The sequence below is a fragment of the Bacillus sp. DX3.1 genome, assembly GCF_030292155.1.
Lineage (GTDB): Bacteria > Bacillota > Bacilli > Bacillales > Bacillaceae_G > Bacillus_A.
The window spans coordinates 3466578-3484317 of record NZ_CP128153.1; the positions used below are offsets into that span (position 1 = coordinate 3466578).

The 17740-nt window shown below is 34.9% G+C and carries 13 protein-coding genes and 3 pseudogenes; 5 read left to right on the forward strand and 11 right to left on the reverse strand.

The genetic code is table 11. The features are described 5' to 3' along the window. Positions 1-17: 17 nt before the first annotated feature. The 10 genes and pseudogenes from QRE67_RS17275 to QRE67_RS17320 all read right to left on the reverse strand — a co-directional run bounded on the left by QRE67_RS17275 (position 18) and on the right by QRE67_RS17320 (position 13826). Entirely contained in the window at positions 18-212 is a 195-nt protein-coding gene (locus tag QRE67_RS17275) for a hypothetical protein (protein ID WP_286121459.1), read from the reverse strand. Positions 213-664: 452 nt separating this feature from the next. Beyond that, the gene (locus QRE67_RS17280; protein WP_286121461.1) at positions 665-814 is read right to left on the reverse strand and encodes a hypothetical protein; all 150 of its coding nucleotides are present in this window, start codon (positions 812-814) and stop codon (positions 665-667) included. 593 nt (positions 815-1407) lie between these two features. Beyond that, entirely contained in the window at positions 1408-1638 is a 231-nt protein-coding gene (locus tag QRE67_RS17285) for a hypothetical protein (RefSeq protein ID WP_286121463.1), read from the reverse strand. A 175-nt stretch (positions 1639-1813) separates the two neighbouring features. After that, positions 1814-2149, reverse strand: a pseudogene (locus tag QRE67_RS17290) (Y-family DNA polymerase); the annotation flags it as partial. A 556-nt stretch (positions 2150-2705) separates the two neighbouring features. Then, on the reverse strand, positions 2706-4097 hold the full coding sequence (locus QRE67_RS17295) for an amino acid permease (protein ID WP_286121464.1): 1392 nt from the start codon (positions 4095-4097) through the stop codon (positions 2706-2708). 536 nt (positions 4098-4633) lie between these two features. Beyond that, positions 4634-5839 carry a Ger(x)C family spore germination protein gene (locus tag QRE67_RS17300; protein WP_286121465.1) on the reverse strand — a complete coding sequence of 402 codons (1206 nt, stop codon included), beginning with the start codon at positions 5837-5839 and terminating at the stop codon, positions 4634-4636. Next, complete coding sequence (locus QRE67_RS17305; RefSeq protein WP_286125309.1) at positions 5820-6926, reverse strand: spore germination protein; 1107 nt, start codon at positions 6924-6926, stop codon at positions 5820-5822. The genes QRE67_RS17300 and QRE67_RS17305 overlap by 20 nt, the downstream gene beginning before the upstream one ends. After that, positions 6926-8467, reverse strand: coding sequence for a spore germination protein (locus QRE67_RS17310; RefSeq protein ID WP_483298712.1), 1542 nt, complete (start codon positions 8465-8467; stop codon positions 6926-6928). The genes QRE67_RS17305 and QRE67_RS17310 overlap by 1 nt, the downstream gene beginning before the upstream one ends. A 606-nt stretch (positions 8468-9073) precedes the next feature. Beyond that, positions 9074-9946 carry an alpha/beta fold hydrolase gene (locus QRE67_RS17315; protein WP_483298713.1) on the reverse strand — a complete coding sequence of 291 codons (873 nt, stop codon included), beginning with the start codon at positions 9944-9946 and terminating at the stop codon, positions 9074-9076. Positions 9947-10473: 527 nt separating this feature from the next. Next, positions 10474-13826: pseudogene (locus QRE67_RS17320) on the reverse strand (trifunctional glycoside hydrolase family 18/polysaccharide deacetylase/glycosyltransferase family 2 protein). Between the two features lie 713 nt (positions 13827-14539). Here QRE67_RS17320 and QRE67_RS17325 point away from each other — a divergent pair. Further along, positions 14540-14854, forward strand: a complete 315-nt coding sequence (locus QRE67_RS17325) for a hypothetical protein (RefSeq protein WP_286121467.1) — start codon at positions 14540-14542, stop codon at positions 14852-14854. Positions 14855-14918: 64 nt separating this feature from the next. Here QRE67_RS17325 and QRE67_RS17330 read toward each other — a convergent pair. Beyond that, positions 14919-15254 (reverse strand): annotated as a pseudogene (locus QRE67_RS17330) (endonuclease/exonuclease/phosphatase family protein); the annotation flags it as partial. Positions 15255-15468: 214 nt separating this feature from the next. Between QRE67_RS17330 and QRE67_RS17335 the strand changes: the two are divergent. The 4 genes from QRE67_RS17335 to QRE67_RS17350 all read left to right on the forward strand — a co-directional run bounded on the left by QRE67_RS17335 (position 15469) and on the right by QRE67_RS17350 (position 17733). Beyond that, positions 15469-15888: a VOC family protein gene (locus tag QRE67_RS17335; protein WP_286121468.1), complete on the forward strand. Its 420-nt coding sequence runs from the start codon at positions 15469-15471 to the stop codon at positions 15886-15888. Between the two features lie 504 nt (positions 15889-16392). Beyond that, positions 16393-16734: a PadR family transcriptional regulator gene (locus tag QRE67_RS17340; RefSeq protein WP_286121470.1), complete on the forward strand. Its 342-nt coding sequence runs from the start codon at positions 16393-16395 to the stop codon at positions 16732-16734. Then, entirely contained in the window at positions 16727-17209 is a 483-nt protein-coding gene (locus QRE67_RS17345; RefSeq protein WP_286121471.1) for a hypothetical protein, read from the forward strand. Before QRE67_RS17340 ends, QRE67_RS17345 begins: the two co-directional genes overlap by 8 nt. Next, on the forward strand, positions 17206-17733 hold the full coding sequence (locus QRE67_RS17350) for a permease (protein WP_286121472.1): 528 nt from the start codon (positions 17206-17208) through the stop codon (positions 17731-17733). Before QRE67_RS17345 ends, QRE67_RS17350 begins: the two co-directional genes overlap by 4 nt. Positions 17734-17740: the final 7 nt, after the last annotated feature.

Genomic DNA, 17740 nt, shown 5'->3' on the forward strand with positions numbered 1-17740 from the left:
TCACAAAAATGGAAAGACTACAAGACGGCAATCGCATACCACGTAACTCCTATGAGAAGGCTTAAAAGAAGTACGATATAAATAGTAGACAAATTAGTCACATTCTGCTTCGTAGACTGATCGTAATTTCCCTCCACGTTTCTTGCAACTAATACCGTTCCCAAGAGTGATACAATTACAATAATAATGACTAATGAAATTGCAAATTTCATTGGCTTTCCCCTCTCTAAAACCAGTCTATTTGAACAGAAAATCTAATAGTTAAACTTAAAAAACTTTATATTTTCTGGATAAGAACATAACCAAGATACTAAAAAAATACTACCTTTCCCTTTTATAATAAGGGATATTTGTTAAAAAAGGACCATCCACTTTCACAACTTTTTGCTCATCCACTTTACAAGTAAAAAGTATTGTAATTCTAAGCAATTGCTATCACTAAAAAATAAAAAAGAAATTTAAACTTCTTTTTAAAGTAACTAAAAAGAACAGTACAAAAAAAAGCAAACAACCTACTGAGTCTTTCTCATCGGTCGTTTGCTTTTTATTAGCACTCTGAAACATTCGGTTGTCTTTATACCGCATCAAAAATTTTTAATATTATTTAAAGTAGGATTCATTTGTCATTTCTCAAATACAAAATTAATCTTCCCATCTTTCTACTCTAACTCCACTCAAGAAGCATAATTGTTGCTATAATTAATAATGCACGAATCAAACCTTCCCTGCTTTCTTCAAAATGATGATGTCCAATGAGAAAAAAGTTCGCTACTGATAAATCGCATAAGAATGTGATTTTTAAAGTTAGTTGCACACTTTTTTACTTTTATTGTTAATAATTTCGCAAAAGTAAGCTCTTATCTACTCTCATTTTGATAATATATTTGAGTATTTTGTTGCTTTGAAATAAAGTTTGATTAAAAGTGTCGCACAAAACCTTATGTTATAAAAAAAGTGAAAATGCACTTTTAACAAAGTTTGATAATTTGATGGCATTTAATTCAATTATCGAATTTCCCACAAAAGCTCCTATTGAACAATAAATTAATTTACAAGTTGTTTATTAAAAATAGAAATTGAATATAAATTATTATGTAGTAGATTATTTATTATTTGCTTGTTTACATCAGCGTTACGTAGTACTTCATTTTCAATATTTATAAGTTCTGAAAGCTGAATCCATTTATAATCTACAATTTCATCTTCTTCGAGTTTAATTGAACCTCCAATTATTTTACGTGTATTCTTATGATTCTAAAGCTGATAATCATCGAGATACTCACCCAAGTTAGTATACTGAGGGGGAGAACAATTGTGTAAAATGCTAATTTCCAGATTATATATTCCTAAATTCCATTTATATCTATATTACATTATCAAAAACACAAATTTATAAGGATAGTACTTTTAAAATACTATCCTTATTAGATTAAATACGGCCGCGACAAGTCCAATGACAACAAGGATAGAACCAATTGTGCCTTTTTTTTGACGGTTCTTACGGATTTTAATTAATACCAAACCAACAATGATTAAAGTAATACCAAAAATAACATTAAAAATAAGATTTGCAGCCAATAATGTAGAGTTATTTCCTCCCAAAAGGACATCTAATGTTTTATCAATAAAGTTTTCCATATATTATACCTCCATTTTTTTACTTCTAATCCATATGTATCTTGATACTCCACTCTACAATTCCCACCTCGTTTTCTTAATTTAATAAATATTTTACTATAAATTACCTAGTAAATTATTAAAATATATACTTCTTAAGAAAAAAGTAAACAATTGGATATATTTTACTTTAATATAACAGAACATCAATACTGTACTGGTGGAAATCTTCAAGCGCTAATTTCGTTATGTAATTCGAACATCTGATATACGTTTCCATTATCGGATTTACAATAAGTACATCTTGCCGCCGTGGGATTTCATATAGCCGGCTCATTTTCTTAACACCGAGGTTCTTAAGTGATGACGTTGCTGCTAAAACAATTGAACCGTTGCAATTGACGTCCCCTACTACCGCTAGTTTTGTACGTAAAGGGTCAAGTCCCATTTTGATACATGATACATTCGCATAAAAGTTACGAAGATCTACACATAAAACAATACGATTTAGTAAAAGAGAATAATCATACAAGGTAATGACTCCTAATATATACAAAACATTTGTTTTTTTAGAGGTCTTTTTTAAGAAAATATTGGTTAAAACAAAAGAGAGTTGGCTCATCGACTAACAGTGATTACAGTAAGAAACTTCTCAATGCTATCAATACTTCTTTCGTAAATACATGGGGAATTAGTACTGCGGGTATCATACAAGATGGGAATACAGTGCTCCATTTCCAGTTTTTCTGGAGTCCACTTGCCCCAGCATAAAAAGAAAGTAAATCCGACTCCTATTACAAAGCCAGTTTATTTTTCGTTTTATTAGCTTTCCAATAAAAAAACTCTGCGCCAATACATTACTCATCATATTTCCCTTAAATTTCCGCATAAAAAAACCACCCGTTGAGTTGATGGGTGAGATTTTCTTCTTCATAAAAACAATAAATTGTAACAAAGCAATTAAATAAAAAACTCAAAAAGCTAAAAAGGAGTGGTTTATTAATATCACTCCTTTTTCACCTATAATTTTACTTTATTGATTTTTTTACTCGCTATTACTTACTCTAACGTTAACCAAACAAAGTGAATTATCGGTTAGTCACTTCATCATCTGTTTGAGCATCTACTGGAACACGTTTGCCTATTCCAAAAGCATAAAAACTAATGATAACGATAGCCAGAAAAATAACTCCTACAATAAGGGAGATCCGTGTGTCTTCATTGAACCACATACCAATTAGTACCATAATTAAAAAGACAATCGTTAAATAGTTTGTAACAGGCGCAAAGGGCATTTTGAACGGATGATTGTCCATTTCAGCTCCTTTTGCTTTTCTGAATCGAATTTGACTAATCAGAATGACAAACCACGGAACCATACCAGGAAGCACACTTGCACTGTATACATACACGAATAAGTTTTTTGGTGCAATATAACTTAAAATAACGCCAATCGCTAAACCAATTAAGACACCAATCGTACCGAATAAAGGCACACCGTTACGGGAAATTTTTGCAAAGTATTTTGGCGCTTGTCCGTTCACTCCTAATGTATAAAGCATACGTCCTGCACTGTAAATACCACTGTTACAGCCAGACATTGCAGCTGTGATTACGACAAAGTTAATCAGTCCAGCAGCTGCTGTAATCCCAACTTTTGCAAAAGTTGCAACAAACGGGCTACCAATTGAGCTTAGTTGATCCCAAGGGTAAACAGTTACAATAACAAAAATCGCACCAATATAGAAGATTAAAATACGCCAAATCGTACTTTGAATCGCTTTAGTTAACGTTTTTTTCGGGTCTTTTGCTTCGCCAGCTGTAATCCCAATTAATTCGACACCTTGATAAGCCCCAACAACTAGTGATAGTGCAAAGAAGAACCCTGACCAGCCACCCGTAAAGAAGCCGCCATTTTCCCAAAGGTTAGATAAACCGATTGCATTCCCTCCGTTACCAAATCCGAAGAAAATAAGTCCAAACCCCGCAATAATCATCAACACAATTGTAACGATCTTAATCATCGCAAACCAAAATTCAAATTCACCAAATGATTTAACAGAAATTAAGTTTGCCGCACCAAGAATCACCATTGTGATGATACCTGGCACCCAAGCCGGCAGATCCGGGAACCAATACTGCATGTATGCCCCAACTGCTATAATTTCTGACATTCCAACAATTACCCACTGGAACCAGTTACTCCATGCTGTCATATACCCTGCTAATGGATGTATATACTTATGGCCAAACGTCGCAAATGAACCTGTACCTGGCTCTACATACAACATTTCTCCCATTGCACGCATAATGAAGAATATAAAAATCCCTGCGATTGCATAAGCAAGCATTACTGACGGGCCTGTCCATTGAATCGTGCTGGCTGAACCCATAAATAAACCAACACCAATTGTACCGCCCAAAGCAATCATCTGAATATGACGCGCTTCCAAGCCTCTCTTTAGTTCTTTGTTTGCCACTCCATTTCCCCCTCTTACGCTATTAAATCCCAAGCTGAACACTATACTACAATTTCTATTAGGTATCAAAATGATGAAGCAAGCGTCACTTTTTTAATCTAACTTAAAAGCTGCCCCTAAAATCATTCTTCACTTCTTATTAATCATTCCGAACAGTTAGAAAGATTCTTCATCTTCCTTTCGTTATACAATCGCCAAATTACTTATTTATAATAATTGATTTATTTGAAAAATACAATTGTTTTTTCAGATAAATCAATATATAAATTAAATACAAAATAGTAACTATATTAGAAACAAAAAACATCATTTCAATATAATTGAAATGATGTTGAAATTATCTAAACATACTTCGTAGCTGTAGAAAACCTAGATGAATGATTATTTGTAATTGAACCTAAGGTTAAACATCAGCATCTAGCTTCTATTAATATCTTTCTTTCCTTAGATGATGTTGATTGTAACCGCTTTTTTTCTAAAGCCTTGTTACTCTTGGCGTCAATAGATAAAAACCTATTGAATAAAGGCTCCTACTTCTAATCCCCTTCTGCACCATAATCCTTAATAGTTAATTTTACGCTGTATTTGATTGGAATCTCACTAAATGTTTTATCCCAATCTTTTTTAACCTTTTCCCATACTTTTGGATACTCAATTCTTAATCTGTTACCGAAGCCAGCAACATCGACCTGATATTCCTTTTGAGTCTTTTTTAATGTATGCTTCACCAATCGATTCACTTCTTGTTTCGCAGCTTTTTCTACACTTTTTAGAAACTTATTTTCAAAAGCTTTTCCCGAAGTGACCCAGTTTTCAGATAGCCGTCCCTCTGATTGGATATCCACATCAAAAGAGATATTATCCCCTTTAACGTGGGGTTGAATTTTACTTTTCATAGATTTCACTTCATACATGATGGGTTTTCCTGTCTTTTTATCAAAACTTTTCACCAAACCGCTTTTCCCTTTCCCAGTTAGCCATGTTAAGCCTTCCAACTCATTTTCATTCAAAAAGCCACGCAGCTTTTTTGTCTTCCCTTTGATTACAGCAGCGCCCGCAAATTTCACTTCTCCATTTACCGAAATCACATTTGGCAAAAGAAAACTAGCTCCTGACCGTATCTTTCCTGGTAATTTAGCAAGCGGCATAGGAGGTAAAATCCGCGATGATCTATATTGATTATCCGCAATTCCAAGCAAAAGGAACGCTGGAATTTCTCCTTTTCCCCTTGATTTCAATGTCTCGCTAGCTCGCCCTTTACTAATCAACACGAGACAATTTGGTCTCATCTCATTATCACGGATATAAATATCCAGTAATTCTTTCAAACTATACGTACGTGCAAGATTTGCACTAACAACAATCACTTTCGTGTGATGGAAGATTATAGGACGCTGCCGTCTTAATGAAACTTCACGAATCGATTGGTGAAGGGAATCTCCAGTTTCAGAAATATTCGTGTAAGGTTTTTGTTGTGATATTCCACCTTTTCCTCCTCCTGATGATGATTGTGGTGTAACAAATTGATAGGTTGATGTTACAAGATTTTTTTTCTGATAACCTCCTCCTTGTTCTTCTATCTCTCTCTCAACATTCGTCTCCTTCCCTTTATCAAATGCCAAACCTACCGCGAAACCGAGTTCTTCAATTTCATGACTGCTCCAACATCCTGTAAGAGCCAGAAGCAAAAGAACTGATGATACAACGAAAAGAAATCGTACATTATTCACACTTCGGTTCATTCTTTCTCTTCCTCCATCTCGAAATTACAAGGAGAAGCAGTGGTAGGATACCAAATAATATTATCGCCGCATTACCGATCACATCCCCAAATTTAAATAGATCATTAATGTTTTTCGGTATCCCAGCAATGATATAAATAACCGGAAGTAACCCGTACATAAATGAGTGACTATTCTTGTTAAAAAGCTGTGCCAATCCCAAGGCAGCCGCATAGTAGCAGATTGTATAAGTTGCAAATATTTGCATGATCCATATCACAAGTAATAAAGACTCAAACCGTTCAAATATCAAACCGGGGATTTCAAAACTTCGCATAAGATCAATTGAAGGCCAGGTTCTCATTACCACCCCATCAACTGAAAACGCTCCTATCACCATAACAACTGTAATGACATAAAAGATTAAGGGAATAGCAGTTCCGATGAGAACGACTTTTACAGCTTGGAGTGGATGTTTCATAAATGCCAAAAGGAGTAACATGATTTCGGCTCCTGAATATGCGAGAGTTGTTGTTTTTATGCCTTTTAATACTGGCATAACTCCTAATCCTAATACAGGACGGAGATTATCTAACTCAAATATTCCAATACTCATAAAGGAAATTACCAAAAAAATGAGGACTGTAATTGGAAATATTATTTCAAACAGACGAGCTATCGAGTTTATACCGCCTAAGTTCAAATAAATACTCACCCACATAAACGGCATGATAATAGCCCACCCAGGGGTGCCTTCCAGTAAAAAAAAACTTGTTACTTCTCCTAGCACTCTAACTTCAAATGAGGAAAGTATAACAAAGTAGCCTACAATGAGTAGACTAAGTAACGCCCCCACCCATTTTCCTACAATGTCTTGACTATATTGATAAAAAGTTTTTCCAGGAAACTGTTGACTTAATTTAACGATGATTACCCCTGCAACCATCGCAATTAACCCCCCGACAATAACAGTTATCCAAACATCTGGTGTCTTGACTTTCTCCGCGGCTGTTCTAGGTAGAGTGAGAATTCCTACTGCAAGTACATAATTAATAAGAATGACAACTGCTTGCGAAGTAGGAATTCGATCTTTCGGGCCGGTAATCATCACTCTTCACTTCCTTTTCGTATTGAATCTTTCGGATTCAACATTTTCGGACGACGTTTCATCATCTGAAGTGGCATACGAATCACGAAATCCTTCCAATCATTAAATCGATAAAGAACGGCTGGGCTGGCATAGGGCACACCAAAACTCTTCAATCTCGCTACATGACTGCATAAGAAAAGAAAAAACAAAATGACCCCATATAATCCAAATATGGCAGCACAAAACATAACTACAAAACGAAGAATACGTAGTGGAATTGCTGTACTATAATGTGAGAGCGCGAAGGAGGAAATAGCGGTTGCTGCTACTACGATGACCATAACTGGACTGACAATCCCTGCCTGTACTGCAGCCTCTCCAATGATTAATCCACCGACAATCCCCATCGCTGAACCAATCGGTTTAGGCAGACGCAATCCTGCTTCCCGTAAAATTTCGATGGCTATTTCCATAAACAGCGCTTCTATAAGTGCAGGAAACGGAACCCCTTCTCGGCCTCCTATAATTGAAATAGCTAACTTAGTTGGAATCAATCCGGGGTGAAATGAGATAAAAGAAATATATAAAGCAGGTACAAAAAGAGAAATTATCGCTGCTCCAAAACGCAATAAACGGATAAATGTGCCTGGAATCCAACGCTCATAATAATCTTCAGGTGATTGCATCAGCATGCTAAATGTAACTGGTACAATTAAAGCAAAAGGCGTTCCATCCAATAAAATCGCAACCCGACCTTCCATTAATGCAGCGATGACCCGATCAGGGCGCTCCGTACTCTGTACTTGCGGAAAAGGACTGAGGTAATTATCTTCGATGAGCTGCTCTACATATCCTGATTCCGGCACATTATCAATATCGATTTTCTGAATTCTTTTCTTAACCTCTTCTACTAATTCCGAATCAGCAATTTCTTTCATATAGGCGATGACTAGTTCTTTTTTTGCCCGCTTTCCTACTTGAAATTTTATTAATGCTAAGCCCTCATTTTCACCATGGCGTCGCAAAAGGGCGGTATTATCACTTAAAGTTTCTGTGAAGCCTACCCGTGGACCTCTAACCGATACCTCTGATATGGGTTCTTCAACATTCCGCGTTTTCCCTTTCGTTGTACCAAGAATTAATACATCTGATAATCCATCAATCAAAAGTGCCGTTGAACCTATTAACACTTTTGACATCAACTCTTTTATAGAATGAGCTTCTTCTATGCCACTAATAGAAAGGACCCGATTCTTAATAAACTCTTTTGAAATGGTACCTTCCACATAAAACGGTGTCCCCTTATACTCTTCATAAAAATTAAGCATCAATGACTTCATAATATGCATATCGATAAGATCTTTATCCGACAGTCCTTCCACAAAAACAAGCGCCGCTCGAACGTCTGTACACCCAATGTTAAACTCGCGAAAGTGTACGTCCGAATTATAACGAATTTCTTCTTTTACACTCGTTAAATCCATCGTGAAATTTCCTGTAAAATGGCCTGTTGCGCTTTGCTCCTTATATGTATCAGCTTGTTTTTCTATCTGCTTCATCTGTGATTCCTGTTCTTTCATCCTCATCACTCTTTCTCTAATGTACGGATCCAGCTAAAAACTCGTGAGGCCACATAAGGAACGAAAAATACGATAAAAGCTTGCACAAACACTTTCCAATCTAGAAGATAAGAAACAAGCGTTTTCCACATTTTAATCACCCAATATCCGCAGTTGACACTGCGATTTTTTACCCTAATTGGAATTTCTTAAGCATTATTATGCCTTACATGTGGAATTTTAATCCAATCAAAATTTTATAATGACTTTCTGATTGCTGTTAGATATACTTTTTGCAACATATGTCTACTAATAATGTAATTAGATACATTCAGCTCTCAAACTCCTAAGTTCTGTAAAAAATAGCTATGACGTTTTCGGTATTATTGCAAATCATCAAAAGGAATTTAACCAATATTAGGATGATGCTCTCTTGTAAAGAGATTAAAAGCGTTTGTATAAGGGGATGAGAAATGCATTTGTAATTCAAATTTATCAAAAGATAGTATTCTTTCAAAAGAAGCAAGATTTAGTGAATGACCCCTCCCTACCACCTGGGCTATGCCCTGCACGTGCTTGAGGAAGGGGACTTCTGTTGGAGTACTGTTAAAATGTATCTATAAAATCATTAACGGTTTCGCTTATTTCCTTATAACAAGACCAATGTAGATAGTGATGTCCTTCTAATACAACGAGCTTATTAAAAGGTAAATGGCTTATTTGCGTTTGATAAAAAGATACAATTGTTTTCCCATCTTCCGTCACTTTGTCATCTTTGTCAGTAAATATCATGACAGGAATCTCTGAAGGAAATGACATATCAATTGTTTTATCGATATTATGTTTCATTTCATTTACTTCAGCAACTATATTTTTGTTACCTAGATTCCAGGCAGAAATGCTCTTAGTCATCTTTAAATTATCATCAGAATAAGCTCCTTTATCCGTAATGGGAAGGTACTTCTCTGGATTCATACTTACTGCCAGCCTTGCAATTCCAGTCGGGGCTACAACGCTCAAATACCGGGGCATGGTTGGAGCAGATTCGTTAAAATACTCCACTACTTGCGGCAAAGTGCAATCAATACCTATGATCGCTTTAATTTCATCAGGGTATTTATTGGCATAATACATGCTGTAAATGCCAGAAACGGAATGAGGCATTAATATGTATGGCCCTTCTATATTGGCTTTTTTAAGTGCGTCTCTTATTTCCTCTACAATGTTTTCAACTGTTCGTTCCTTATTTGTGATATCACTCCAGCCATATCCAAATGTCTCTATCACTACTATTCTATTATTCTTTGCCATTTCATTCATTAAAGGTTCATAATCCAATGCAGGCGCTGAGGTACCCGCACCACTTAATAAGACAATAGTGTTTTCACCTTCACCCTTTGTATATACATGCATATTCTCACCATTCACTTCAACTAATTGACCTAACGGAGGATATTTATTTCGTTCATATGCAATCATAATCTGATTAAATATTATCCAGATAAAACATATTGCCGTAACAATCAATAAAATATTTCTAATAAAAATCCAAAATCTAAAATTTTTCCACGTTCTCACTATTTTCACTTCTTTCTGTAATAAGTAGTTATATCAGATATACTGTTCTCCTTTTCTATAATTACTTAACATTTTATAACCCTTTTTTTAAATCTTATTTATGGATAGTTTAAATATAGTTTAAATTTATTCTAGAGCCTTTCTTAAATCAGAACCTATACTAATCTAATGCAAGCATTTGAAAATGTTATCCAACAATCTGACCCTTTAGTGGAGTAACATACTGGTGTTTTACAACATCGACAAGAACATAAAAAGAAAAATCCTGTTTAAATTAATACAGGATTTTAATCAAACTTTATTTTAAAGCTACAACGAATTTTAACAATATACTTTATAAACTCGATTATAGAAAATGTTATCAGCAAAGTATGTTGAGTAAATTGTATTCTTTCTTTTAGCAAAAAGAGAGCAGATAGTCTGCTCTCTTATGATGCCTCATTATGTTCAGAGGAATGCTCAACACTTCCCATTCTCTTCAGTTTATTCCATCCTACCGCTACTCCTCGAATAGATGAAAATACAGATTTAATTACAACATAAGTCATAATTTGACGATAAATAACGCGTTGTAAAATTAACCAAGCTAATGGTTTAGGATTCTCCTTCTCTAATTTAAACGCAAAAAGAGAAGCGAGAAGATCCATTACAAAGAACACAAGATAAAATCCCAAAACTTTTAGAGGATTACTACCAAATATACCTATAATCATTAATATATCTGCTAAAGGCGCAATGAATTGCAGAACATATTGGAATAACCACATGTTAGGTAATGCAACAAACCCTAATGTTTTATGCTTGGGATTAAACAGTGCCTTTCGATGTTTCCAAAGACATTGGAGTGTACCATACGACCAACGATATCGCTGTTTAATGAGACTTTTCACATCTTCAGGCGACTCCGTATAAGCATATGCTTTTTCTTCATATACAATTCGATGCCCTTGACGTAAAAATGTTATAGTAAGATCCGTATCTTCTGCAAGTGTATCTTCGCTTAAATATCCAGATTCAACTACATTCTTTTTACGCCATGCTCCAATAGCTCCAGGAACTACCGTGATACAATTCAACTCATCAAAAGCTCTGCGTTCTAAATTAAATCCTGTAATGTATTCAACATGTTGCCAAGTAGTTAACAAATTTCGTCTATTTCCCACTTTGACATTGCCTGAAACTGCTGCTACATTATGATCTTCAAAGTGTCTAATCATTAGAGAAATAGCATCTTGCGCAATAATAGTATCCGCATCTAAAGTGACAATGATTTCTCCTCGTGATTTTTGAAATCCTAAATTCATTGCGGATGATTTCCCACCATTTTCTTTCTGAATTAAACAAACTTTAGGATGTTTATGGAATGCTTCTTGAATTACTTTTGACGTACCATCTTTCGATCCGTCATCAACAACAATAACTTCAAACTCTCTATAATCACTATCCAAAATTGAGCGAATCGTCTTGGTTATAACCTTCTCTTCATTATATGCTGCTATCACAACACTAACGAAAGGTTGATAAGACGAATTAGTAAACAAACGAGATCTTGTTTTCCTTTTTTGCTTGAATGCAAAATAAATTAAAAATAGGAATCGGAAAATACCTAATCCAATAGCAATATAAAAAATAGTTGTTAATATATGTTTAGAATATCCCGCTCCTGAAAAAACAGCTTTATTGTAAAGTAAATATTGCTTATCCTCAGAAGAAACGGGAGGCATGACTTCATCTCGTTCTTTATCCATTAAATCTGAAATTGTCACAAAACTATATCCATGCTTTTTAAGGTCTTTAATAATAATTGGCAGCGCCTCTACCGTATGGGTACGATTCCCTCCTGCATCATGGAGAAGAATAACATTTCCCTCACCCTTATAAATGGGATTAACAGCACGCTTTACTAATTCATTTGTTGATGGCGTCGCCCAGTCTTCAGGATCAACTTTTTCTGCCACCATTGTATAGTTCATATTTTGCGCACGCAAAATAGGTAATATTTCATTTCGTGAATTCGGATCAGCATCCGCTTCATATGGCGACCTAAATAAAACCGTAGAATGTCCAGTTATTTCCTGAATCAGGCGCTGAGTTGTATTCAGTTCTACTTTTGTTCGTAGTAAAGACGTATCAGCTACGTTAGGATGTTTGAAGGTATGATTGCCAATTTCATGGCCTTCATCGTATATTCTTTTAACAATACTAGGATTTAGTTGGGCGTTTTCACCAAGTACAAAAAAGGCTGCTTTTATTTTATACTCTTTTAATATATCTAGGATTTCCGGTGTGTATTTAGGATCTGGCCCATCATCAAATGTTAGTACTACTTGTTTTCCTTTCGGTTTTCCATAGCGTTTCACTTGATATGAAGATGGTAGTGATTGATACACTTCATCTGTAAGATAACCTTCTTTGCTTACTTTAAAATCTCTGAATCCATTTTTCTTTACATTCTCAATCTGTAAAATTTCGCCTTGTCCAGAATATTTCACTTCATCTAAACTAGCGATTTTATGTAATGTGTCAGAATTATTTTGTACCTCTATAGGATCTTTTAAAGCTTTCCATACAGTAGGATCTTCTGCTCCTAGTCTCCATAATGCAAATCCCTTTGCATTGTTGTTCATTGCGATTTTTACTTGATTATAAAGAGTAACACCATCTAAGAACCAAGCAGTATGTTCTTTCGCTCCTTTTTTATATCGAAAATAAGGATTTCCACTGATCTTATCCCATTGAATTTTTATATTTGAATCATGAGCCATTGTCATAACTTCTGAGAAAGTTAAAGACTTCGCAGGTTTTTTGCTATTTACTTCCCAATCATATCCATAGTTACCGAAAGCAACTATAAGTTTCTCAGAGGGAATATTTAAATGATTGAGCGTATGTTCAAACCATTTATTTGAAGCAATTGGTCCTGGTGTCCCTGCTCCATAGTACTCATCATACATCATTACAATCATACGATCTATTACTTTGGCTAATGCACCATAATCAAAGGCTTTATCATTAGCAGGTACATCTTGCGTTACGAGCAAATGATGTTTGTGAAAGACCGTAGTAAGTTCTTTCATGAAATTTGTTAATTTATCTCTATCGCCTTTAGGTATTGACTCAAAGTCAATATTAATACCTGCAAATTGATTCTCTTCAATTCGCTTTACTAAATCATTAATAAACTTTGTCTGTACATTATCTGGAGCATTCAGTAACTTATGAATAAGTTTACTATCAGGACCAGAAGCTTCTTGAGTATAGTTAGTAAGCAAAGGCATAATTTTTACATGATTTTTTTTGCTAACTGTACAATCTCAGGTTTAATCTCACTACTAATTGTTAAGTTTGCTTTTAAGTGATACCATTCTGGTACTAACATGGTTAATGAATCAATATTTTCTTTTAAAGAAGCAGTACTATTTTCATCCCAGTTTACATAAAAACCATAAACTTCTTTAGGTTGTTCACTATTATTACTTGAATTTTCCAAATTTTTACCGCCGTATATTTCGGTATTAGGAGATTTGAATTCTTCCTTCTTTAACTGCTGGTTGCTGAGTTTTTGATTAATGGGTACAAGTTTAGTATCTTGCTTTACAGCAGAGTTCATATTTGGAATTTCTGGTGTTGAAAAAATACTTCGAAAGAAAAAATAGAATACAATAATCATGGTAACTATTGAGATACATAGAAACCAACTAAAAGCTAGTTTTCTTCTTCCTTTAGGATCATAAAAAATGGGTTTTGAGGTATCTTTCTCTTGTTGAATTTTTTTCTCCATTAGTTTTTAATATACTCCTTTTTTTATTTTGAACACAAGCATAAACTATTGTATTTCATCCTAAACACAAACACAAACTATTTTAATAGGTGGGCTTTCCAGATTGACTGATTGCTACAAGTTCTGGTGCAAGAAATCTATAAAGCTTGAACATACCGATACTAGTTAAGCGTTGAAATAAAGTTAGATCAAACATCCTTCTTAAACTCTCATATTGCGCCAAAACAAAAGAATCCATTTTGAAAAAATTGATCAAAACTCATGGGCATGTCTATTATAAAAATCTCAATTGAAATTGTGCTATTGGGTTTTGAGAATCTCTTAACGTATAAAAACGTTAAAATGTGTGTGCTCCCCCTCTTATTCGTCCCCAATATCAAATATGTTGTCTACCATTTTAGCCGATATGATCCTGTAATGTGAATAGTGTTGGTTTTAAAAAAAGTTTAATTAAAATAAGCTGATAAAAGCTAATTTAACAAAAGAATAAGGGCCTGCTGTTGAAAAAAGATTGATCATTTTCTACTTGTGTTATTCCATTAAAGCGCCCTTTAGCTCAATAAGGTATCGAAAAAAATTTTAATTGTTCCACCAATCGGAATATGTATTCCCCCATGTTTCTGCTTCGTCAATGAGGACGGGGTGAGTTAGGAATCATTGCGAAGTCTTATAGAAAGGGTATAATTGTAGCAAAAAAGTTTGGAGGCAGTATTATGAAACCGTCGGTATCCAAGATTTTTGAGCAAAAGCCTGAAGTATGGGGACTTAGAGGTGATCCTTATTTATGGGATGAACTTCAACAGGTTTTCACCACAATTCCATTACCTTGCTCGAAAACGTGTTTTATCCACCATTTTGAACAGTTTTTTCAGGAACTCACAAATCACCCGTTGAAGACGGAATCCGCTTTTTGGGTAGAAAAATACGCCCATGGGGGTATGTCAAGTGGGCGTATTAGTGTAGAGTTTTGGCAAAAAAACGCTCTACCGCTTTTAATCACCCGATTACAAAAAGTAAGCAAAGAATAATAGAAGCAATTCTAAAAGCATTAAGAAAATAAAAATAAGAAAAAAGCTGCTAGAAAATTATGATTCACTTATCAAATACCGTACTTATTGGGATGTGATCACTGAACTTGATCCATTTTTCAAAGGAACATATCTCAAAAAAGCTTAACCGTTTAAGGATTATCTCAGAAGCAAACAAAAAATCAATATGAAAAGGTCTAGCCTTTTCTTTTCTAAAATAATGGGTCGGTATGGATTCTTGCCCGTGTTCTTCATTAAAATAATAATGGTAAGCACTCATAATGCCTACACTTTTAAGAAGTTCAACAACCTCTGAGTGTGTTCCAACCCTTTTGATATGATCAAATATCTTATTACTGTTCCAGTCACCTACAATGACACAGGGCTCCTTTAGTAAAGTTAGTTAAGTGTAACACTTAACTAACAATCTTTAATTAGAATTCTTACTCTTCCTATTTCCTCAAGAATATGGCCCTTTAGTGGAATAAAGATGGGCTACTTGTTCAGCTAACGGGCAGAATACTTCAGTTTAACCTTTGCGGGAAATAGCAGCCAAAATGTAGAAATAGCTATAGGAACAGCAAATCGGAAATTACCTTGAGGAGGAATCGATTATGAGCGACACACAGACATTACGAGGACTCACTACCGTCAGTTTTTGGGCGGCTGATCTAGCGGCGGCAAAGAAGTGGTATGCCAAGCTGTTGGGCATCGCCCCATACTTTGAACGCCCAGGATATGCCGAGTTTCGTCTCGGCGATTACCAGCACGAGCTGGGCCTGATCGATAGCCGCTACGCGCCCGATGGTTCGGCGAACAGCCGCCCGGGCGGTGCTGTCGTGTATTGGCACGTCGACGATGTGACAGCAACTTTCGAGAAGCTGCTGTCTATGGGAGCGAAAGAGTACGAAGCACCCACAGAGCGTGGTCAGGGGTTCATTACTGCCTCCGTGGTTGATCCCTTTGGAAACATTCTAGGCATTATGTACAATCGGCACTATTTGGAGGTTCTGGGTTCGACCGGAAAGGTGTGACCCGCATCATCGGCATTTAGCTTAACACAGGTCCAGTTTGTACTACTCACATCGCTGGTATGTTTACACAAATCTATTTTACAGACTTGATTACTCGAACAAATGAATATGACTAATTAGCATTCCGCAAACGGATAACAATAGTGAAATAAGCAAAGCCCGATTTCTCTAAACATTGTTGAGAAAAATCGGGCTTTTTAATAATGGAAAACTCTTAACGTTGTAAATCTGCATTTTCCTGACGCTACCCCATCTATAGATGACATCGCATTCATTTCTGTTGACTTTGTCAATTCTTCGGTAGTATTTGCAATTGAATTCATGTTATCAGAAAGATAAAAAAACATGTTGTTTACTTTTAGAATTGACATGATACTATATTAAATTTACACTGTCAGTAACATATTACTGTTAATGACAGTATAATGTTATTAACAGTAATAATTTTAATGTTATGATGACAAAAAATATTTTTTACATTTAATTCAGGAGGTTAGATATTTTATGAAACATACAGGGAGACATACAGGTGCATTTCTTTTGCTGTTTTTAACAGAGGGAGATAGCTATGGAGGGAAACTTCTGCAGAAATGTGAAGAAGAGCTTCCCATCAATCCAATTGACAGTGCCATCATATATCGCACACTAAAAAAATTAGAGAAAGAAGGTGCTGTTGAGTCTTATTTGGATACATCTGATCAAGATAAGCCGATAAAAATGTACAAAATTACTACAGTTGGAAAAAGAAAATTAGAAGATTTTCAAATAGATATTGAAGAAAAAATTAAGAATTTATCATTTTTCTTAAATAAATACAAAAAATGGAAGGGGTCTAATCATGATTAATGGTGCTATCCTTTACACTATAGCTATTATTCTTACCAGTATTTCTCTTATAAAAGATCGAAATAAAACAAAAGATGCTCTATTAAAGTCATGGGAAATGTTTCGTAATATTATACCTGACATGTTATCAATTATGCTTTTCGTTGGACTATCACTATCTATATTAACGCCATCCTTAATCTCTTCAATCATTGGAGAAAAATCTGGATTAATAGGTATTGTTTATTCGACAATAATTGGCTCTGTTGCACTAATTCCAAGCTTTGTTGTATTTCCTCTTGGAGATACATTAGTCCAAAATGGTGCGGGTCTTCCTCAAGTAGCTGCATTAATGTCTACATTAATGTCAGTAGGAATCACAACTTTACCTATGGAACAAAAGATATTTGGGCGAAGTTTTGCTTATTCTCGTAATGCATCTGCATTGTTAATGTCTCTCATATTTTCGTATATTATTTGGGTGGTGATGGTATGAATGAATTAAGAAAATATCGTTTCTTTTTCATTTTATTATTTGGGCTCATTATATTTACTTTTATAAATCAATCGGTGGGATGGAGGGCATTTCAATTAACAGGAAACAGCATTTTAGATATGCTATTTCTACTTCCACCTGTCTTAATATTCGTAGGGTTGCTTGACCAGTGGGTGAAGAAAGAAACATTAATTAAATATATGGGGGAAAAATCTGGCATCTATGGCATCTTATTCTCCCTATTATTAGGAGGAATTGCAGCTGGTCCCCTCTACGTCGCTTTTCCAATCGCGGCACTTTTATTAAAAAAAGGAGCAAGTATACGATACATTGTATTTTTTCTAGGAGTTTGGACAACCGCAAAATTACCAGTTATTATATATGAATTTACTTCATTTGGAATTAAATTTACACTCATTCACATTTGTTTTGGTCTATTATTTTTCTATGTAATGGGCATTATTTATGAGAAGTTTTATGACCAACGACAATTGTTAAAATATGATATAACTAAAAAAGTTTAGATTTAAA